This window comes from Bacillus sp. FSL K6-1006 (assembly GCF_038593175.1).
GTDB classification, from domain to species: domain Bacteria; phylum Bacillota; class Bacilli; order Bacillales; family Bacillaceae; genus Bacillus; species Bacillus safensis.
Window position 1 is genome coordinate 3,424,166 of sequence record NZ_CP151970.1, and the last position, 20,524, is coordinate 3,444,689.

The following is a 20,524-nucleotide window of genomic DNA, read 5'->3' on the forward strand; positions in this document are numbered from 1 at the left end:
TTCTATACAATGATTTACTTCATTCAGTATACTATAAGAAGTCCCTTAAACTAAAGGGAAGCGTAGCATTAAAGGAAAAAGGAGGTTTTCGCCATGCCGATTGTCACCGTTCAAATGCTTGAAGGAAGAACAGATGAGCAGAAAAGAGCTCTTGTGGAGAAAGTCACTGATGCCGTTGTTGAAACAACAGGCGCAGGGGCAGAAAAAGTCTCTGTTATTATTGAAGAAATGAAAAAGGAACACTATGCCGTAGCAGGAAAGCGAATGAGCGATCTGTAAGCATATAAAAAGGACAAACACTCAATGTGTCTGTCCTTTTGTCTGCATTCTTATCTGTACCACGCTTTATTACGGTTCACTTGATTTTTATGGGCCGCATCGAAGAAATCGACTGTGTAAGAATAATCATAGTTCATTAAGCAGACAATGCCGCTTCCTTGAGGGTCGTGCGGTAAGCCAAAGTTATGGCCGTATTCATGCGTAGCCGCTTTTGCAGTGTTCGCTGTTCCTTGATCAAGGTTAACGGCGAATGCACTTCCGCTTGGTGCACTATTGTAGACATAAGCAATTCCGCCAGCATCAAAGTTTGGATTTGCTGTAAATCCAGTGACAAAGTCATATCCTCTGCCATCAAAGCTTCGCGCAAGGTTAGACAGAATTTGCTCTGCATTTGATCCCGAAGACGTCCAAGATCCTACTGCTTGTACGACAAAGTCCACATCATGATCACGGTTAAACGTGACATCTGCTTGCTCGATGATGCTGACAATCCGTGTTTGCCAGTCACTATATTTCGCACGATACTGCGCATCAGCGACCGCATAGACAGTGACCTTCTGACTGCCTGTACTTGCTTTTGTTGAAATTGAATCTCCTGTATTGGCCTTAAAGGTTCTCGAGCCTACCTGCTTACCAGACTCATCTAATACCTTTGTTGTCACATCTCGTTCAATTGGAGGTGCTGTCTTCAAATCTTTAAAATCTTTTGCTTTTGGCAGCCCCTCACTAATATGGGTTTCGAACGGCGCATGACCATGATCATGCCCATGACCTGCACTCGCTACTGGTGCTGAAGCTGAACTTACCCCCGGTAACAAACTACCTACCAATAAAAATGACAAAAAGACTGAACGCTTTTTCATTCCTATCCCTCCTTTATTTTTCACAAGGTTATATATTCACTGAAAATTCACCATTTTCCTTCTATTCAGTCAAAAACAGGGAATTAGATGCACAGGAAAAAAGTCGAATTACGTCATTTTCACTAATTTTTCGGATATTTTGACACACATTTCATCGAAAAATAGCGCTTTTGGTCTGGGTCTTACCAAACAAAAAAAGCCCTAAAAGTCGGGCTTTTGTTCAACTAGTTCAATTCCTTCAACTGATCAATATAAGCAAGGGCCGCCTCAAATTCTTCGTCCGTATAGCGCTGCTTGCTTTTAATGGTAAAGACCTTTTCCTTTACCTCCTCTTCTGGCAGGTCATCAAAATATAAAATCGTTGAGACAAGCTCTAGGAAACGGGATGATTGCTCGTTCATCTGCTGCGTCAGCGCTTTGAGGTCAGGCATGTCCACTTCACACTGATCGAGAAACTCTTTCCCATTGTCCGTCAGCGAATAGCGATATTGATAGTATCCGCCCTTTTTTTCCTTCATTTCGTCCAAGAATCCAAGGTTGCACAGCTCTTCAATTCTGAGCGTCAACTCCTCTGAATAGGGGCCATAAAAATGAAAATCGTATTTCTCGTAAAAAGGCAAATCTAGCTTTTTTGCTATGTAAATCATCTTTTGCAGCTTCTTCCGTCCAACGATTTCCCCTGATTCAGAGAATACCTTCATCAACTTTGCATGCTCTTTCAACAAATTCCCGACATCTCCTTTTTCAGTACTTCCTTATCCCAAACCAAGCAGCTTCATGATCGCCTTCTTTTCTTCAGCTTTTTCCGACATATCTACAATTAAGTCCATTGGGAAATAAAGTTTATGATCGGTTCTTCGTTTACCGGAAATGGCGTCAACAATATCTGACTGTCTCGACAGTTCTTTAATATGACCGCTTTGCGTCAAAAGGTGGATTGGCAGCCTCTCTTCTTCCTCCCCTGGTCTGTAGAAGTCATAGGGCAAGTCAGAGGAAGAATCGACCACTAAATAATAGTCAGGATCAATTCCTGCCTCCTTGAACAAGGCAGTCAGCTTGAAATATTTCGTCATTTCTTCATTTGGATTAAACTCTGTATATTGGAACAATCGGCGGTTCATAAAACGGCGGCACAAATCAGCCAGCACGTGATCTTCTTCATCTTCCCACGCCTGAAAATAAAATAAGACAATGGATTCATCCAGCTTAATATAGTCCTCTGTGGTGACATTCCCCTCAAAGATTGAATAAAAGTGAACAGGGGCATGTGTAAAAATATAACCCGTTTCATGCAGCTCTTTTGCCCGATGAAGGATTTTCGTTAAAATGACTTCCGCACTGCGTGTCACTGGGTGGAAATAGACTTGCCAGTACATTTGATAGCGGCTCATAATATAATCTTCAACCGCATGCATCCCGCTCTGCTTCATCACAATCTGATCTTCTCTCGGGCGCATCACACGTAAAATACGTTCCATATCAAAGTGGCCGTAGCTGACGCCTGTATAGTAAGCATCACGCTGCAAATAGTCCATTCGGTCGGCATCAATTTGACTTGAGATCAAACTGACCACCTGTTTGTTTTGATACGTTTTGGCAATGACTTCAGCCACATGCTTCGGGAAATCATCACTCACCCGGCGGAGCACTTCATTGACTTCCGTCTGTCCTAAAATAATATCTCTTGTAAACGATTCATGGTCTAAGTGGAAGACCTTTTCAAAGGAATGAGAAAATGGACCATGTCCGAGGTCATGAAGCAAGGCAGCACTAAGTACAAGCTCGCGCTCTCCTTCATCCCATTCAGGCCGCCCTTTAAACACATCATCCACAATTCGTCTCACAATCTCGTATACACCGAGTGAATGATTGAATCGGCTGTGTTCTGCACCATGAAACGTCAAATAAGTAGTTCCTAGCTGTTTAATTCGTCTCAGGCGCTGAAACTCTCTTGTTCCTATTAAATCCCATATTAATGCATCCCTTACGTGAACATAACGGTGTACAGGATCTTTAAATACCTTTTCCTCAGATAATTTCCCTTTTGGATACGCCATCGTTTCGTCCCTCTTTTTTTAAGACGTGTTTCTATTATATCGGGTAACTTTTCCCGAAAACATCCTTGAATTTGCTGGTGAATGTGTTCTCAGAAGTTGCTTGGACGTAAAAAGCCCGACCTGACAGGGACGGACCTCTTTTTAGGTCGACTGAACACATTCAGTGACATTTATTTGACTTTTTTTTGAACCTTTTCAAGTAATTCATCTTCTGTTGGTGCGGATAATGGGCGATTGTTCACAAACGCAAAAGCCTTTTTTCGTCCTGGACCACAATAGGATTGACAGCCGATCTCAATTTTTGCATCAGGGTCAACCGATTTGAGTCGAGGCAATAACGTCTTTAGGTTCGTCGCATCACAATCGTCACATACGCGAAACTCATTAGCCATGGTCTTACGCTTCCTTTCAATGATGATACTTCATTCTATATGAAACAGTTGGACAGCCAATCGTGAATAATATACCACCCAACATTGTACATCGAAGCGGCTGGACTTGCAAGACGCTTTGCCGCCCCAATCCCGTGCTTACATAAAAGCTAGTATTTTCCACTATCCTTTTAGCAAACTTGTATAAACCTTCTTGAACTTGGCTAATCTAATACCATCAAATCATATGGGGGTTTAAACACATGTCAAAACAAAGACAAGATGCTTGGTCAGAGGAAAATGATCTCCTCCTGGCAGAAACCGTCTTACGTCACGTCAGAGAGGGCAGCACGCAGCTAAATGCGTTTGAAGAAGTTGGAGACAAGCTGAACCGCACCTCAGCGGCATGCGGATTTAGATGGAATGCTGTCGTCAGACATCAATATGAAAAAGCGCTGGCACTTGCCAAAAAACAGCGAAAACAACGGATGCGCGCACTTGGCAATGGCCAGCCAGCGAAAAAACGATTACTTTATCAGCCGCAAGTAGAAGAAACGGTTACTCAAGAGGAATTCTCACAGGAACTAGAGCCAGCAAAGGAAGAAACATTTGCACCAGCAGCTGAAACTGCTGAACAGCTTCAGTTTGTGGATCAAAGCTACAATGAAGAGTTAGCTAGTTTATCACATTTATTGTCACAGGCTTCTCCTGCCCCACATACCGCAGAGAAAAAACCGGAAGCAAATCCATTTAGGCAGCATCAAGAATTAACCATCGACGATATCATTGATTTCTTACGCCGTTATGAAGGCGATGGTCAGCAATCCACTGCCTTACGTATGGAAAACAGCCGCTTAAAACGAGAAAACAATGAGCTTTCTCATAAAGTTTCGCAGCTAGAAGCTGAAGTGAAAAAGATTGAAAAGGATCAGCTCACGATTCAAGAAGATTATGAAACACTCGTCAAAATCATGAACCGTGCAAGAAAACTAGTTTTGTTTGAAGAGGACGATAGTGCCGCACCAACCTTTAAAATGGACCGGAACGGCAACCTCGAAAAAATGGCAGAATAACAAAAAAGTGCTCCCCGCCTCGGGAAGCACTTTTTTAAATGCCCAAAAATAGCATCACACTAAAAAGGACATTGATCAAAAACACAAACATAAAAATATACCTGACCTGCCTTACCTGAAAATCACCAAACATAAAAATATAAAGACCTGCAATGCCAAGTGTCAGGACAGGCTGAAGAAATGGCACTAAAAGCGAAATGCCGTAGCCGGCTCCCATGATGACAGGAAGCCATAGTAAATAGAGGTAACCGCCGTTTTTGGATTTCAAGAAACCACTTCCTCTCTTTCTTCTATCTGCTTGATTTCAGGCTGAACAAACTTGAGCCCGGCCATTGTGCGGCCGCGTTTTTGTGATGTCCAGACTGCAATAGCCGGCTGATCTGTGAGAGATTCTGTGTCAATGGTGATCAGCACTTTCTCATGTAATTCAATTGAAGCTTCAGACTCGATTTTGCACCCAGATAAACTAATATCTTGTATGTTCACCGGCACCTTCTCTTCTAACCGGCACTCATAGGACAGCGTGCCTGCTACGCCTTGCAACGGTCTTCTCATCCATTTGCGCCGCAAGGCCCTTGGTACTTTTTCCGTTTCTCTTATAAAGCGGAGAAATGTCCGAACAGCATAGGATTTTTTCTCACGATCCGTTATCGATACATGCTCTCGTGTGAATAAGAAACGGATCAGTGACAGATACTCTGATTTTTCTGTATCAGTAAAAGCAACACCAACCATCAGCTTGTCTCCATCTGGATGGCTCCAAACCACATCACACGCCACACTTTGATCCTCTGAAAAGAACAATTGCATTTGTCCTTGATTTAAAGAAGAAGCTTGATCCAATGGAATGGATAGACGCGCACCTGAATCACTCATGTCTAGTAGAAAACAAGCAATCGACTCATCTTGATGATCAGAACAGATCTGCCCCTCTTTTTCTATGACAAACCGCTCTGATTTTCGATAACGCGGACGATCAAACGCCACAATCAGTGCCATGAGTAGACCTGCACCGTTATAAAGCACCCAAAAAATATTAATCAACGTGAGATCAGCATTCATCGTCCCATTTACCTTCATATCGTATCCTATTTTCACAAGGACAAGCAATGAGAGCAGCAAGAAGATCAAATGAGGAATCATCGTTTTCAAATGAAAATGTCTCTTGTCCGTTTGAATTCCCTTCGGCGTGACAAGGAATTCAACCCTCTTCTTCAAAAACAGCTCACTTAAAGCTACACCAGCCAAGTGGAATGCCATAGAGCTTTCGTAAATATGACTCCAAAACATACTTCTTTTTTGATTCGACACCAGTTTAAACGCTAAATACGAACTAAAGAACGCCGGCAGCCAAAACATGAAAATGGACTGGAAATCGGCCCAGAAACTTTGAATACCAAATAATAAAAACAATATTGGTGTAAGAATGTAAATCATTTTAAACAAACCGTTAAACCAATACACAATGCCATCTAAATAAAGAACTCGCTGCATAAGCGTTAAGCCGCGAACCTTCAATGGATTAAACTTACGGGCGCACTGAATGTTCCCTCTCGACCACCGGTCTCTCTGCTTTAACAAGTCAAGCCAGCTTTCAGGTGCCAGACCGACGGCTAATACTTCTCCGACAGACACTGATTTGAACTTCCCTTGGAGAAGCATTCCGGTCGCCATGTCTTCTGTAATCACTCCAGTAGCAAATCCGCCAATTTCCTCTAAGGCCGTTCTTCTAAATACAGTATTACTCCCGACATACATCACCGCATTGAACCGATCCTTGCCAGCTTGGAGGGTTTGCATGAAGAAGTCCTGTTCATTTGGAATTCGATCCTTCGAGAACATATTATATTGGAAAGGATCTTCGTTATAAAACGCCTGTGGAACTTGAACAAACGCAGTCGCTCCATCATGAAAGTAAGGCACTGTCTTTTCTAAAAAGGCTGGAAGGGGGACCATATCAGCATCAAGTGTGAGAATCAGTTCCCCATTCGTTTGAGACATCGCATGGTTTAAATTACCCGCCTTAGCAAACTTGTTATCTGTTCTTGTCAGATAATGAACGCCAAACTCCGATGCAAGCTGCTCCACAGACTCCCTCTTGCCATCATCACATAAATAAATGTGGACGCTGCCTTTTGGATAAGAGAGATTCAAACAGCCTGCAACCGTGCGTTTCAGCACTTCAATCGGTTCATTATATGTAGCTATGAAAATATCAACTGTTGGCAGCCTGTCCAAATCACTGATCATGACTTGTTTTCGATTTGAAGGCTTCCAAACAAGTGTATAAAACACAAGCAGCTGTAAAAATCCAATACATTCACAGGCTACAAGCAAGATGCCCATTATTATATTAAATGTACCTTCATGCGGCAGTGTAAAAAAGAGACGCCAGCAAATATAGGCGGCATTTGTTAACACACAGAGCACAATGATGATTTTTTTAACAGTAGAGGCAAGCGGCTGAATACGATACATCACATACAACACAGACAAAACACAAAGCATAAACAGCGGGTAATACGTGGTGAATATTGACAACAAATTTACCTTCTTTCTTACGCCATAAATGACTATCACATATAAAATTCCATAACAAAGGAGGGGATTTTTTCATCACATTGCCCCTCCAAATCTATTCAAGTAACCAAATCAATATATTATTTCCACAATGTATCTAACTGATTTGAATAAAAATCAATCACTTTTCGATAACTTAAAATAGCAGGATCTTTTGTCGTTTCAGTTAAACAGTTCAGTAATATTTCCATTGCTTTGCTATGTTCCTTTAAATTATACAAAGTATGGCATAGAACGTTTGAATGGCTTTGTTGTCCGGATAAGTTTCCATCCCTTTTAGGAATATCTGTTTTGACTTTTCATATTCTCCTAAAGTTCTGTATGTACTTCCTAACCCTAGTAAAGCGTCTTCTAGTTCTTCTGAAGACAATCCTAACTCAATGGCCCTTTCATAAAAAAAGACAGCCTGCCTTTCCTCTCCTAACAAGTCATAACTTCAGGCACATTGATAATAAATAGAGGCATCGTCTGGATACTTCCTGCAAGATGAGACAGCATTTCATTTGATTCTTGAAGATGTCCACTTTTTCGAAGTTCAATGGCTTTTTCAAGCTTTGTTTCCATCACTTCACCTCTACTCTTTTCAAGATAAAAGGACTGATATTTACGAAAATACCTTTTCATTCCGTTCAATCATCCGCGTCATGTTTTTCTCAAATTCCAGCTGTTCTTCTGCGTTCAGGCCCGAGGCTGTCAGCTGATCACTAAGCTTTTGAAGCTCCTCTAGTAATAAACGCATAAGAAGTGTACAATCAATCGGTTCACCGATTAATTCTGATAAGGATGCCATCGTTTCCGGCTGTATATCAGGAAATACTGCCTTCACTTCTTGCCGTTTATCCTTTAAGGCGGCGTCATAAAAACGGCGGATCAAGTCGGCACGTTCACGCCCGCTTCCATCTGCACACAAATAAATTTGCACAGCGACCCCACCGCGTAATCTACGCTGAGAAATGCCTGCAAATTTCTTTCCATTGATACTTAAATCGTAGCTGCCTGGACAATAAGAGCCGACTATTTCATAGGCTTCAATGTCCACATCATACATCGACAGCATCCGGCGGATCAATTCCACCATCGCATCATACCCGCGGTCAATATCAATGCCCTTCTTTTGTTCCGCAAAAATTAAAGACACATTCAGTACACCTTCATCCAGCACCACAGCAAGACCCCCTGAGTTGCGCACAATCACACGATATCCCTCTTCCTCAAGCAGCTTTACGCCATCTTGGAGAAATGGAAGTCTTGTATCCTGAATCCCAAGCACAATCGTATTGTGATGCACCCAAGAACGGGCTGTCGCTGGTGAGAGGCCCTTCCCCACCGACGCGCAAAGCGTATCATCCATCGCAAAAGATTGCTTCGGGTCCACATAGAGACCAAGACTCGACTGATCGATGATTCGCCATTTTGGCTGTGTCAGTAACTCAATAGGTTCATTTTTCATCTCCTGCATATCCTCTCGTTCATAAACTGTGTTTATTATACCATGGGATGAATGGGGGGAGAATGCAAAAAAGCTCCATAACATTTGGCGTCACAGAGCGTTTCAGTTGGATGATTTGGTTTTCGGTTACGCTTCTATGTTACAGCCCTCACTCACCCATTTCAGAAAGTTGCCGGTCAGGAGCTCTGCATGCTGAGGGTCCATTACACCAGCATCCACGATCCATACCTTTTTCTCCTCTTCAGCCAGCCGCATGAGAAATACTTGCCCGCCGCCATCGTCGCCAATCGCCACATAGCCGCTTGCATATTGTCGAACCTCCCATGTTGCATTGCGTTCCGCAATGTCCTCAGTGCCGTATAGAAGCACCTCACCGCCAACGGAACATCCATTTGTCTGTTTCAGCAGTTCCTTATAAACATGGGGCAGCAGCATGTTTAGCTGGCATTCTGCCTCTTTGATCTGTATGTCACTTGCTGGTTTGTTCACGTGCAGATGTGGGATTTCAGGTAAATTGATCATTTTTAAGAGCCTCCTCTATTTTAAGTTGCTGATTTTTTCATCACCCTTTTATACAAACGAAGGAGCATTTTTAAAAGAAAATAGAAAATGACCACATCGAGTATAAAACCCCACAATAGAAATTCAAAAGTATGATGTCCGTGCAGAACTAGCCAATCAATAGGGAAACCGCGATAATCAGCATCTGAGTAAGAAACTCCTCTCAGCAAAGCTGTTCCTATAACAATCAGAATACTGATACTTAATAGCCAGTTGGATGTTTTTTTGTTTTGTTTATGTTCCATAGGCATTCCTTTCTCTGTTTTGCTGCCCGATACAAGACTTGATTCCAGTAATACAGACAACCGTCCTATCTATGACAGCATTTCTTTAAGCAAACTCTCTGCTTTATGTAATTCATCTAGAAAGGGGTTTAGATAGTCATTATAACTATCCAAATAAGCTCTCACCCCGCCAATAATCAAAATCTTTTGGAGATCTTCATTGTTCTGAATGATCCTTTGTGCATTTTTATATCTTTTGTATATTAATTGGAGAACACCTTGATTGATTTCTTGTGGATATTCTTTTTCTAGGATGTTGATGACGGTTTGGATTTGTTTCGTTAGTTGTTGTTTTTTGTTCATTGAACGCTCCTATTTTCAAGGTTTTATTTAAATCATTCAATGGTACTTTACTGTTAATAATATTTATTGAGCTTTGATGATACACATGCGCTATCATATTTCAGCCCAAACTGCCCCAGTTATGAACCTACAGAAACCGGTTTTGCCAACGATCAACTTGAAGCATATTTCGCTAACTCATAAATAATAAAAAGGCCCTCTTACCGAGGGCTTGTCAATTGTTACTCATCTGCCAATTCCCATACTATTTGACCATCTACCAAAATCTTATTTGGTGGATCATCATAAAGAGATATCTCAACTAAAGAGCTTTTCTCTTGAATTAACCAATCGTATACACTGCCACTGTTTTCATTAGGATGAGATAGAATATCATTTACTTGGAAAGCGGCAGCAATATATTCCGTAAAATTAATATCCTCTTCATCTAACATGTTATCTGTTTCAAAAACTGTATCTAGTCTTCCTAAGATTTTCAATCCACTATTCCATTCCAATATTATATCTTTTTTTTCATACTTTATTAATGTTCCAATCAAAGGATCATAACCCATTTTTTACCTCCAATTCACCATACTAAGGCCTCGCTGGTACGATATGAGCACCATCTTTCCCATAATGTATCATTCCCTTAGTAGTCTCTTCATACTTTCCAGTATCAATATTATAGTATTTTCCTATCGCTTGGCCAAAGTCTATCCTTTCTTTATTCTTACCCAATTCTTTGCCTGTCCCTGCATATTTATCCAGCAATTCCTGTGCCTTTTTATTATCTCCGTAAAAAATGCTTTTCTTTTTTCCATTTGCTACTTCTTGCTTATAATTTGGTGTTTCTGGAATATGTTTTTCTTGAGCTCCTGATTTTACTTTTGCAGGGAAACCATTTACTTCACGGTACGGTCCTTTTGGTACGGATTGTTTACCGTAAGTAGGTGTTTTAACCCTCATCACATTCTTCCCTTGATCCAACCTAAAAACATATTTCCCAACCTTCACTATCTTCGTCATTGGGATGATAGAGGCTGCGGATAGGGCTTGGTCTGTTCTGCTGATGTTTTGGCTGGTTTCTGGGTCTTTGCCAGTAACGGCTCGGTAGCCGTCGTAGATGCCGCTGTATTCTAGGATGATATTTTCGGTGGTTGAGACGACTTCACCGTCTAATATGCGTTTAGCGTTGCCACGGCTGCGGCTTTCTGGAATTTTGTCGACTTCTTCTATTCTTATTTCGCCGTTTGCGATATACGTTCGGATGATTTGTTTATTGGCGTAAACGGTGTATCGTCCGCCAATAAAATCAATATCCGACGGGTCCGTGACGACTTCATCTGCGATGTCGAATTCTTTTAACTTTTTAATGCCTTTTACGTTGTATAGTCTACCATTTATGACCCTGATGTCTCTATGAATCTTGTTTTTCCCGTTCACGGCTTCCCTTTGCAATGTCGTAAGCGATGGATCGTTTGCTGACACTTGTTTACTGATGTTTTTATAGGTGTCATTCCGAACAACCGTCTCCACATTCACGTGTTGTTTCTCTTTCAGTTTCTTCAGCATGATCATCATTGGATTGTCTTTTGGGTTGTCTATTTTATCCTTCAATCCACTGATGGTGCTGCTTACTTTTTCTTCTTTTTCATCTTTGAAAATAGATCCCTTTTGATAGCTCGTGATGTCGATTTTTGGGCCGGTGAACATGGGACTTAAGGTATCGATGTATTGCTTCATTGTTTGAAGGGAGCTTTTGGTTTCATGTAAAGCACTTGTCTGCTCCCGGTCAAATGCATGAAGCAGACCAATGGTTTTTGAGGTCTCGAGCCATGCCTTTTGATAGTTTTGCTGAAAAGCTGATTCATCTACATTTGGTAAATGAACAATATGACCAACTCTGCCAATGGCGTGGTTTACCTCTGATACGATTTCAGAAATTGTTCGTTCAGCTTTTTTTAAGCCTTGATCAAGATCATGTTCGATAAATGCTTGTGAGATAAATCCGTGCTCATTTGATTCTAATGAGTGAAGAGCCTGCTTTGTGTTTTTTAATGCAGCGCTATATTCCTCAATGACGACCTGAAAGAATTGCAGAAAGGGAATATGGCATTCTGTATAAAAGGCGCGGATGGCTTGTCCCGCCTCTCCCTTTAGTGCGCCATCGAGTGAGATGATGTGATTGATTTGTTTTTCTAGGGAGCTGATTTGCTGCGACTGCTGCTTTAACGCATTCAGCGTTTGATCTATTCCGTTTATTAGCACAAAGGCGTCAAGGGTTTTCATTGCGTTCTCCTTTATTTTCTTTTACTGCTGAAAGCAAGCGCCTTGTCCGTTTCAATCATGGTGTTCACCGCTTGTTCTGTTTGTACAAGCTGTTTCTGAAGAATGCCTATATAGGATGTACTTAATTCGTTCAGCTGATGATTGATCTTTTCTATTGTGTCTGCCGTCAGGAGCTGATTTCTCCCTTTGATGGTGGTTGGAAGGGCTGTATTCATTTGAGCGCCTGATTGTTTTGCATGCTGTAATACTCGTTTGATCTGACTGGCATCTATTTTAATTTCTCTCGTCATGTGCTACCCTCTTTTTTCTTCCAGTTGTTTCTGCTTTTCTTTCTCTATTTTTCTTTCAACCGAATGAATTTCATGTTCTAACGAATGGATCTCCGATGTTAAATCACTGATTTTCTCATTGATTCGATTTAATAGATTGGTTAGCTGTACACCTTTTATTTCCTGACTGGCGGAAGCCATTTCGTCTCGAATGTCATTAAACGTATCTGCAAGATGGCCAAACCATGTATGTGATGTCAGATCTGGATGAGTGATTTTTTTGCTGGCATCTGACAGGGCCCATTTTGCCTCTTTGATTTCTTTTCGGCACATGTTGAGTTCGATGATTTGTTCTTTTTTGATAGATATATCTGCCTTTAATGAATACAAGGCTGCTTTATAACCGATGATTGCTCCAGATATGGTCAAACACCTCTATTCCTTAAATAGTCCTCCGTTATGTTACCATTTACTAGCACAAGAGGCATATGATTGAAAGTGAATTTACCAAAAAATGAATCGTACGTATTGGGTTTTAATACCTAATTCTCGCGCGCAAAAAAGCTGGATTCATTTACTGAATCCAGCTTTTTATTGCTTATTTGAGCGATTCACCTGCTGATGCAGATGGATGATCGCTAAATGAGGTGTCTTTCTTTTCAGGAATATAATGGAGAGAGAAACCAACAAGACTAAAAAAGGCGCTTAACACCAGTGTTGGGTTTTTGAATAGGTTCGTACTTGCAATAATCATATCTCCCTTTTGCAAAAGAATCCCTAGTATTTGACCGAATACCAACAGGGCTCCTGACGTTAAGAACAGGACAAGCAGCACTTTAAATAAAAATTCCATCAATGCTCTCATGTGTTTCTCCTTTCTATACTGGAAGTATTCCCATTCCGATGAGCCAGCCAATTCCTACGATCGGCAGCATATAGTAGAGAATCAGCGGTATAAACGTTTACTCCGGTCTGGCTCCTGCAAGACCAGAAGCAATGAAAATCGATCCTGATGCCGGCGGGGAAGCGCCTTCTGTTGATGAAAAAGCAAGAATGGCGACAACAGCCACAACTGGATCCACTCCGACTGAGACTAAAGCTGAAAATGAGACAAGTCCAACAGCTGTTAATGTGGCTGTAGAAGATAATGGTCCAGCCACCAGCGTGACAAGAATACCCACAATGAGCACCATGAACCATTTCGGAATGGTAAGTACTGATGTGATTTGCGTCAAATCTTCTGCCAATCCTAATTCAGCAAGCACCTGACTAGCAGCAACAGCAAACAGCATCAAGGCACCGATCGTTGTAAACTTAGGAATGGCCGACTTGAAAAACTGAGACCAATCTAGTGCAGACGCCTTTTTTCTTCCAATTGTTAAACTAATCAACATCATGAGAATCGGAATCCACGTAATTAAAGAAATTTGATCCATTGCCTCTGTTCCGATGTTTGGATTACTTTTTAAGTAGTTTGCCAGCGGACCAATTGTGATAATGATAGGAATCAAGGCACCGAAAAAAATAAAGATCGACTTCCACCCTTGTTTCACAGCTTCCCTAAAAGGAAGAATATCATCTGGCGGCATAGCCTGAATTTTATTCTTTTTCACCAGGATATACACCAAAATAAATCGGTATACGACTTGATACAGTCCTCCTATTAATAGGGCAATATATAAATCTCCCTCAGATACAAGGGCTGCAATTGGTGCAAACCCCAGCATGATAAACATTGAAGAGTTCGGAGGCAGTGCCGCCCCAAGTCCGCCATTCCCTGCTAAAATGGTCGCTGTATGGGTTCGGCTCCAGCCTGATTTAATCATCCAAGAGGCTGTGATAGAGCCAGTGGCAGCTGTGTTTGCAGAATTTGAACCTGAAAGAGCACCTAAGACTGCTGAACCTAACGTACTCATATAAGCCGCTCCACCAGGAAGTTTTCCTACAACCGAATTTAAGATTCGCAAGAGTGCATGAATTAATTCCAGCTTTTCGATTAAATAGGCCATGAATACAAATGCAACAGCTGCATAGAGCACCTCATATGTGGATGCAAATTTTAATCCATCCCAGAAAAGTCTTAATGCATCCAATCCGCCAAATAATGTGGTTGCAATAAAGCCTAGTAGCATGGCTTCTCCCATATTCCGCTTCACGACGACATTCCATATAATGATGACAGCTATGAATACAATCAACGCAATAAAACCCATATCGTTTTTTCGCCTCCCCTTTGTTCAATAAAACGCTTACAATTTATTTCCCCTGCTGCATCACGTCAATGACTTCTTCCCAGCTGGCCGGCTTTTTCCCATTAAACCGTTCAACGAATTGAAACTCTGCTAATCTCTCTAGCTTCTGTTGTGCTGCCCGAGACATACTGGAATCAACCTCTGCTTCATTCAGCATGTCAATAGAGCCAAGCAGCTCGATCGCTCGTCTTTTCGCATGAAGTGCACTCCCTGTCACAAGACGGTTCATGGTCTCTTCAAAACTTTTGCTATCCATTGTATCGCTTAGTGAAGAAATCACTTGATGTTCCACATTATACTTTTTTGAAATTTCCAAAAATTCAACCATGAGACCAACGATCCCCTTCATATAAACGCTTCTGATCAGCTTCAAGGCCGAAGCATCTCCTGGCTGGTCACTGATTTTTTTAATATTCATGCCATAAGCATTCATTACTTTCATGAATTGGTCAGTTCCACTTCCGCTTGCCGTGATCGGAACCTTGTGTTTGTTGACTGGAAGAGGCCCTAGCATGGCAGCATCTACGAATAGAGCTTTTTGCTTTTCAATTTCGTTTGCCACTTGTTTTTTGATGTCTGGTGTTGATGCCGATACATCTACATATAATTGATCCTCTTTCAAACTTCCCGATACGGATTGGGCCACTTCTAAGGTTTTATTCGCTGGCACAGCGGCAATGACAATATCAGATTTCTCAATGACTTCGCTAATACTGCTGGTTAATTGAACTCCTGTCTGCGATGCTTTTTCCTTCAACGCGCCAGCCAATTTCTCGTTTTGTAATAGTACATCATACGCATAAAATTGATCTAATCCTTCTGTTTTCAATCCTGTTGACAGCTCATATGCCGCTTCTCCATATCCAATAAAGCCTATCTTCATCACAGATTCCCCTATCCCTGATATTTTTTCATTCTGCCTTCCAGCCATGCCGGTGCTAAGAGACTGATGTCTTGCTTTCCTTCGTTCATATACTGTTGAATCGTTTGTAATCTATGATTTTCATACGCTTGTTTTTCTTCCGCTAGCGTCAGCAGGTGTTCCGCCTTTTCCTTTGGAACGATGACGACTCCATCATCGTCTGCAATGACTAAATCACCTGGTGCTACTTTGACACCGCCGCACGAGATGGTTTGATTCAATTCCCCAGGACCATCTTTAAAAGGTCCATTTGGCATAAACCCCTTACTGTAGATCGGAAAAGCCAGCTCCTCTAAAGCGAGTTTGTCGCGAACAAGCCCGTCAATCACGATTCCTTCTATTCCTACAGCCTTTGCTGCCCCTGCCATCAATTCCCCTAAATATGCATGGCCCTTATGGTCTTTTCCATCAACAATCAGTACATCTCCTTCTTTCGCAGAGTAGATCGCTTGATGAAGAAATAAATTATCCCCTGGCCGTAAGCTGACGGTAAAAGCTGTACCTGCTACATTCATGCCTCTTGCAACTGGTTTGATTTGATGATCCATCGCGCCGGTGCATCCCATCACGTCTGACAGCAAGGTCGAGTTAAGCTTTCTTGCCCGATCTATAAGATCATTTGACACGAATTGAACAGTACTCATAGTTTCCATCATCCCCTTTTAGTTATATTTATTACATTTAATCTAATTAAAGTAATATTCATTACTTTTGTGATACGATCATACCATCTCGATTTTATTTAGTAAAGCGCTTTCAAAAAAACCAAATTAAAAAAATGAGTCACCACACGACTAATGTGTTGTGTGATAACTCATTTTCGTTAACATATGATTGATTTGATCTAAACGTGGTTTTGTTCTTTCAGGATCATTAATGGCTAAGGCACTTAAAATATAATCTACGATAAAGATAGCAGATACGACAGAGTTATGAGAGCTCACACTTGCTGAGGAACATGGCAATACATATTGTGCATACTTTGTTAGTGGAGAGCTGTAGCTGTCTGTAATTAAAAGCACTTCCACCCCATATGACTTCGCTGCCTCCAGCAAATCCTTCATACGCTTTGCATAGCGGGGATAGCTGACCGCTATAATGAAATCATCAGATTGAAAATGAACGAGATCATCCACCCAGTCACTTTTGTCTGCATCAATATATTGACAGTTCCCCAACAGCCGATTGATTCCGAGTGACAGATACTCGCCGACAGGTCTTCCGCTTCGAACACTTGTACACAGAACCTGGCGGGAGCTGGCTATTTTTTCAACAATATGCTGAAAGGTTTCTTCCGTGATATTGTCTAAAGCGTACTGGATATTTTGAAATTGCAGCTCAACATGATTATGCAGGAGCTTACTTTTATTTGAATGCTTGAGGTTCGCTTCAAGTCTCGTTTGAGGGGCAGCTTTATGCTTCATATTTGATTGAAGCTCTTTTTGAAGCTCGGAGAAACCGGAATACCCTACAGCAGCAGAGAATCTCATGATGGTCGCTGTACTCGTCCCTACTTTTGAGGCCAATTTATCTACAGTTAAAAACGCAACCTCCATTGGATTTTGCACGATATAATCTGCAATTCTCCTTTGTGCCTCGGTTAATCCCGCGACCTTATGCTGAAGCTTATGTATTAAATCGTCCATTATAGCACCTGCCCATTCTATCGGCTTTATCTACGATCAAAATTTTTTCTTTTCCCCTATATTGTACACATTTGTCATCAAAAAAACAGCCAGCACGAATCTATCGTACTGGCTGCCTTTGTCGAGATCATTATAGTGCTTGAGCTGCTGTGATAAGCGCAAGGTTGTAAACGTCTTCGGCATTACAGCCTCTTGATAGATCGTTTACTGGCTGGTTTAAACCTTGAAGGATAGGACCTACAGCTTCAAAGTTACCTAAGCGCTGTGCAATTTTGTAGCCAATGTTTCCAGCTTCGAGGCTAGGGAAAACAAATACGCTGGCGTCGCCTTTGATGACGGAATCTGGCGCTTTTTTCGCTGCTACTGAAGGAACGAAAGCTGCATCGAATTGGAATTCTCCATCAAGTACAAGCTCAGGTGCCTTTTCTTTTGCAATGCGAACTGCTTCAGATACTTTTTCTGTTTCGTCTGATTTTGCTGAGCCTTTTGTAGAAAAGCTAAGCATTGCCACACGTGGCTCGATATCAAACATTTTTGCTGTGTTTGCACTTTCGATCGCAATTTCAGCTAGATCTTGGCTGTCTGGTGCAATGTTGATTGCACAATCAGCAAACACGTACTGCTCTTCGCCGCGAGCCATGATGAAGACACCAGATGTTTTCTTTACGCCTTCTTTTGTTTTAATGATTTGAAGTGCTGGACGCACTGTGTCAGCAGTTGAGTGTGCCGCACCGCTCACAAGTCCGTCTGCAAGACCTTTATACACAAGCATTGTACCGAAGTAGTTTTCATCTAGTAATGCTTTTCTGGCTTGCTCTTCTGTTGCTTTGCCTTTACGTCTTTCTACGAAAGCTTGTACAAGCTCTTCAAAACCTTCATATGTATGAGGATCATACACGTCAACACCATCAAGTGTAAGACCTAATTCTTTTGCTTTAGCTTCAACTTCTTGTTTTTTTCCTACCACAATTGGCTGCAATACTTTGCCATCTGCTAATTTTTGAACGGCTGTTAGAATGCGTTCGTCCATTCCCTCAGGAAAAACGATCTTTACTCCTTTACCTGCAACCTTTTCCTGAACTGTTGAAAAAATATCTGCCACTTCAATACCCTCCTTGATTTTACAAAAAAAGCGTTCTCTTTTAAGCATACTCTTCTTCTACCTAAATTCAAACTACCAACTTATATTATAGCGCTTACAAATTAAATTCTTATTTTTCAAACTAATTTAATCAATTTTGATAAAAGCTGTTTTCCTCGTTCAAGTTTTGATCACATCTCCATTTGGACAAACTATGTTATAGTTGGAACAGATGGAAAACTGTTAATAGGAGTGAAAGAAATGAGCGAACAACATACAACAAATGAAGCAGCTCAAACACTAGATGGCTGGTATGCACTGCATGATTTTAGAACAATTGACTGGACAGCTTGGAAGCTGCTGACAAGTGATGAGCGCCAAGCCATCATTCATGAATTCACAGGTCTATTGGAAAAATGGAAAACAGCTGAGCATGATAAGGCTGGGAGCCAAACAATCTATAGTATTGTCGGCCAAAAAGCAGATATTATGCTCATGATTTTACGTCCGACAATGGAAGAACTAGGTGAAATTGAACTCGAATTCAACAAGACACGGCTAGCAGAGTTTACGATTCCAGCTTATTCTTATGTTTCAGTTGTTGAGCTCAGCAACTACTTAGCAGGAGGCGGCGATGGCGGAGATCCTTATGAGAACCCGCATGTACGTGCGCGCTTATATCCAGAGCTTCCTTCTTCTCAATACGTGTGCTTCTATCCAATGGATAAAAGACGTTCTGGCAATGACAACTGGTACATGCTTTCCATGGATGAGCGTAAATCTCTTATGAGAAGCCACGGCTTAATTGGCCGAAGCTATGCTGGGAAAGTAAAACAGATCATTACAGGTTCTGTTGGTTTTGATGATTATGAGTGGGGCGTTACCCTTTTCTCTGATGATGTGCTTCAATTTAAAAAATTGGTTTATGAAATGCGCTTTGATGAAGTCAGTGCACGCTACGGCGAATTTGGTTCCTTCTTTGTTGGAAACCGATTAGCAAACGAGCAGCTGGCGTCTTATTTCCATGTATGATAAAATCTTAAGGCTTCGGATCTCTCCGAAGCTTTTTTATGTATTTGTTTAGAAAGGTGATCACATCATGAAAAACTTCCCCATCGCTATTTTTGCGTTAACGCTCGGTGCGTTTTCGATTGGCATGACTGAATTTGTCATCATGGGACTTTTACCAAATGTCGCAAACGACCTTCATGTATCAATTTCTGCTTCAGGACAGCTGATTACTGGATATGCACTTGGTGTCGCAGTTGGCGGACCTATTTTAACGTTATCGACTGGAAAAATATCGAGGAAACGTCTCCTCATTCTGTTAATGATTCTTTTCGTTGCAGGAAATGCTGCTGCCGCTGTCTCGACCTCTTATGGTCTATTAATGGCCGCCCGTATTTTAACGTCATTTGCTCATGGAACCTTCTTTGGCGTCGGAGCCATTATGGCTGCACGGCTTGTGCCTAAAGAGAAAAGCGCAAGCGCGATCAGCTTCATGTTTACAGGACTGACAGTTGCCAATGTACTCGGTGTGCCGTTCGGTACCTTTATCGGAAATCAATTCGGCTGGCGTATGTCTTTTCTAGTCATTGCCGTCATTGGTCTCATTTCCTTAATTGGTATCATCAGCTTAGTCCCAAATCAGTCGAAAGAAGAAGTACTCGATATTCGAAATGAAGTATCCGTTTTGAAAAAACCACAAGTACTCGTTTCCTTTGCAATGACCATCTTTGGTTTTGCTGGTGTATTTACAGCCTTTACGTATATCAGCCCAATCTTGCTGCAAGTCACTGGATTTCAGGAAAATGGGGTTACGCTCATCCTTGTCCTATTTGGACTTGGGGTCACTATCGGAAATTTAGTTGGCGGAAAGCTTGCTGACTGGAAGCTGATGCCAAGTATTATGGTGACACTGATCCTGCTCATTGCTGTCCTGTTATTGTTTACAGTCACTTCCGAATTCAAAGTGCCTGCCGTGCTGACCATTTTTGTTTGGGGAATCATTTCATTTATTCTTGTTCCTACCTTGCAATACCGCACGATGAACATGGCACATGAAGCACCGACACTCGCATCGACGCTCAGCCATTCTGCCTTTAATATTGGGAATGCCGGCGGTGCAGCGCTTGGCGGTCTTGCTATCGAAATCACACATTTACAGCTTGTTCCGTTATTTGCTGCAGCTGTGACATTTATTGGTCTTATCATTACAATTATGAGCTATCAGTCAGATAGACGAACAAAAAGGACCTGAGT

At 41.6% G+C, this 20,524-nt stretch carries 24 protein-coding genes and 1 pseudogene; 4 read left to right on the forward strand and 21 right to left on the reverse strand.

All coding sequences use genetic code 11. The annotated features are described in order from the left end of the window. Nucleotides 1-93 precede the first annotated feature (93 nt). Entirely contained in the window at nucleotides 94-279 is a 186-nt protein-coding gene (locus NSS65_RS17810) for a 2-hydroxymuconate tautomerase (RefSeq protein WP_003214939.1), read from the forward strand. Between the two features lie 50 nt (nucleotides 280-329). Here NSS65_RS17810 and NSS65_RS17815 read toward each other — a convergent pair whose 3' ends face one another. The 4 genes from NSS65_RS17815 to NSS65_RS17830 form a co-directional block, all read right to left on the reverse strand. Then, nucleotides 330-1,142, reverse strand: coding sequence for a zinc-dependent metalloprotease (locus NSS65_RS17815; RefSeq protein ID WP_025093861.1), 813 nt, complete (start codon nucleotides 1,140-1,142; stop codon nucleotides 330-332). Between the two features lie 224 nt (nucleotides 1,143-1,366). Continuing rightward, nucleotides 1,367-1,867 carry a YwgA family protein gene (locus NSS65_RS17820; RefSeq protein ID WP_144496430.1) on the reverse strand — a complete coding sequence of 167 codons (501 nt, stop codon included), beginning with the start codon at nucleotides 1,865-1,867 and terminating at the stop codon, nucleotides 1,367-1,369. Nucleotides 1,868-1,897: 30 nt separating this feature from the next. Further along, nucleotides 1,898-3,199, reverse strand: a complete 1,302-nt coding sequence (locus tag NSS65_RS17825; protein WP_007497716.1) for an HD domain-containing protein — start codon at nucleotides 3,197-3,199, stop codon at nucleotides 1,898-1,900. Nucleotides 3,200-3,369: 170 nt separating this feature from the next. Beyond that, the gene (locus NSS65_RS17830; RefSeq protein WP_003215259.1) at nucleotides 3,370-3,591 is read right to left on the reverse strand and encodes a DUF1450 domain-containing protein; all 222 of its coding nucleotides are present in this window, start codon (nucleotides 3,589-3,591) and stop codon (nucleotides 3,370-3,372) included. Nucleotides 3,592-3,833: 242 nt separating this feature from the next. Here NSS65_RS17830 and NSS65_RS17835 point away from each other — a divergent pair, with 242 nt between their 5' ends. Continuing rightward, on the forward strand, nucleotides 3,834-4,643 hold the full coding sequence (locus NSS65_RS17835; RefSeq protein ID WP_144496431.1) for an RsfA family transcriptional regulator: 810 nt from the start codon (nucleotides 3,834-3,836) through the stop codon (nucleotides 4,641-4,643). A gap of 34 nt (nucleotides 4,644-4,677) precedes the next feature. On the opposite strand, the gene NSS65_RS17840 is transcribed toward NSS65_RS17835, so the two are convergent. The 17 genes and pseudogenes from NSS65_RS17840 to pta form a co-directional block, all read right to left on the reverse strand. Next, entirely contained in the window at nucleotides 4,678-4,911 is a 234-nt protein-coding gene (locus NSS65_RS17840) for a DUF5970 family protein (RefSeq protein WP_024426379.1), read from the reverse strand. Next, complete coding sequence (locus NSS65_RS17845) at nucleotides 4,908-7,184, reverse strand: glycosyltransferase (RefSeq protein ID WP_144496432.1); 2,277 nt, start codon at nucleotides 7,182-7,184, stop codon at nucleotides 4,908-4,910. The genes NSS65_RS17840 and NSS65_RS17845 overlap by 4 nt, the downstream gene beginning before the upstream one ends. A 119-nt stretch (nucleotides 7,185-7,303) precedes the next feature. Then, a pseudogene (locus tag NSS65_RS17850) lies at nucleotides 7,304-7,787 on the reverse strand (tetratricopeptide repeat protein). A 40-nt stretch (nucleotides 7,788-7,827) separates the two neighbouring features. Further along, nucleotides 7,828-8,673 carry a lipoate--protein ligase family protein gene (locus NSS65_RS17855; protein ID WP_070326133.1) on the reverse strand — a complete coding sequence of 282 codons (846 nt, stop codon included), beginning with the start codon at nucleotides 8,671-8,673 and terminating at the stop codon, nucleotides 7,828-7,830. 126 nt (nucleotides 8,674-8,799) lie between these two features. Further along, nucleotides 8,800-9,195 (reverse strand): SMI1/KNR4 family protein, encoded by a 396-nt coding sequence (locus NSS65_RS17860; RefSeq protein WP_070326134.1) that lies wholly within the window; start codon nucleotides 9,193-9,195, stop codon nucleotides 8,800-8,802. Between the two features lie 20 nt (nucleotides 9,196-9,215). After that, complete coding sequence (locus NSS65_RS17865) at nucleotides 9,216-9,479, reverse strand: hypothetical protein (RefSeq protein WP_139142191.1); 264 nt, start codon at nucleotides 9,477-9,479, stop codon at nucleotides 9,216-9,218. A 69-nt stretch (nucleotides 9,480-9,548) separates the two neighbouring features. Continuing rightward, on the reverse strand, nucleotides 9,549-9,821 hold the full coding sequence (locus NSS65_RS17870; protein WP_024426384.1) for a hypothetical protein: 273 nt from the start codon (nucleotides 9,819-9,821) through the stop codon (nucleotides 9,549-9,551). A gap of 221 nt (nucleotides 9,822-10,042) precedes the next feature. Continuing rightward, nucleotides 10,043-10,375, reverse strand: coding sequence for a hypothetical protein (locus NSS65_RS17875; RefSeq protein ID WP_111926894.1), 333 nt, complete (start codon nucleotides 10,373-10,375; stop codon nucleotides 10,043-10,045). A 22-nt stretch (nucleotides 10,376-10,397) separates the two neighbouring features. Continuing rightward, nucleotides 10,398-12,092 (reverse strand): T7SS effector LXG polymorphic toxin, encoded by a 1,695-nt coding sequence (locus NSS65_RS17880; RefSeq protein ID WP_342467319.1) that lies wholly within the window; start codon nucleotides 12,090-12,092, stop codon nucleotides 10,398-10,400. Between the two features lie 11 nt (nucleotides 12,093-12,103). Next, on the reverse strand, nucleotides 12,104-12,382 hold the full coding sequence (locus NSS65_RS17885; RefSeq protein ID WP_046312888.1) for a YwqI/YxiC family protein: 279 nt from the start codon (nucleotides 12,380-12,382) through the stop codon (nucleotides 12,104-12,106). Between the two features lie 3 nt (nucleotides 12,383-12,385). Then, nucleotides 12,386-12,784, reverse strand: coding sequence for a DUF5082 family protein (locus NSS65_RS17890; RefSeq protein ID WP_034281454.1), 399 nt, complete (start codon nucleotides 12,782-12,784; stop codon nucleotides 12,386-12,388). Between the two features lie 175 nt (nucleotides 12,785-12,959). Beyond that, nucleotides 12,960-13,226, reverse strand: coding sequence for a hypothetical protein (locus tag NSS65_RS17895; protein WP_041115477.1), 267 nt, complete (start codon nucleotides 13,224-13,226; stop codon nucleotides 12,960-12,962). A gap of 97 nt (nucleotides 13,227-13,323) precedes the next feature. Then, a complete protein-coding gene (locus NSS65_RS17900; protein ID WP_326135234.1) occupies nucleotides 13,324-14,574 on the reverse strand; it encodes a TRAP transporter large permease subunit in 1,251 nt (416 codons plus the stop codon). 43 nt (nucleotides 14,575-14,617) lie between these two features. Next, the gene (locus tag NSS65_RS17905) at nucleotides 14,618-15,496 is read right to left on the reverse strand and encodes a prephenate dehydrogenase/arogenate dehydrogenase family protein (protein WP_214755344.1); all 879 of its coding nucleotides are present in this window, start codon (nucleotides 15,494-15,496) and stop codon (nucleotides 14,618-14,620) included. Nucleotides 15,497-15,507: 11 nt separating this feature from the next. Continuing rightward, a complete protein-coding gene (locus tag NSS65_RS17910; protein ID WP_081338890.1) occupies nucleotides 15,508-16,179 on the reverse strand; it encodes an RraA family protein in 672 nt (223 codons plus the stop codon). Nucleotides 16,180-16,329: 150 nt separating this feature from the next. Next, nucleotides 16,330-17,181 carry a MurR/RpiR family transcriptional regulator gene (locus tag NSS65_RS17915; protein ID WP_041115469.1) on the reverse strand — a complete coding sequence of 284 codons (852 nt, stop codon included), beginning with the start codon at nucleotides 17,179-17,181 and terminating at the stop codon, nucleotides 16,330-16,332. A gap of 130 nt (nucleotides 17,182-17,311) precedes the next feature. Beyond that, entirely contained in the window at nucleotides 17,312-18,283 is a 972-nt protein-coding gene (gene pta, locus NSS65_RS17920) for a phosphate acetyltransferase (RefSeq protein ID WP_024423792.1), read from the reverse strand. Between the two features lie 240 nt (nucleotides 18,284-18,523). Here pta and hemQ point away from each other — a divergent pair, with 240 nt between their 5' ends. Continuing rightward, the gene (gene hemQ, locus NSS65_RS17925) at nucleotides 18,524-19,294 is read left to right on the forward strand and encodes a hydrogen peroxide-dependent heme synthase (RefSeq protein ID WP_034281267.1); all 771 of its coding nucleotides are present in this window, start codon (nucleotides 18,524-18,526) and stop codon (nucleotides 19,292-19,294) included. A gap of 67 nt (nucleotides 19,295-19,361) precedes the next feature. After that, the gene (locus NSS65_RS17930; RefSeq protein ID WP_046312886.1) at nucleotides 19,362-20,522 is read left to right on the forward strand and encodes an MFS transporter; all 1,161 of its coding nucleotides are present in this window, start codon (nucleotides 19,362-19,364) and stop codon (nucleotides 20,520-20,522) included. Nucleotides 20,523-20,524: the final 2 nt, after the last annotated feature.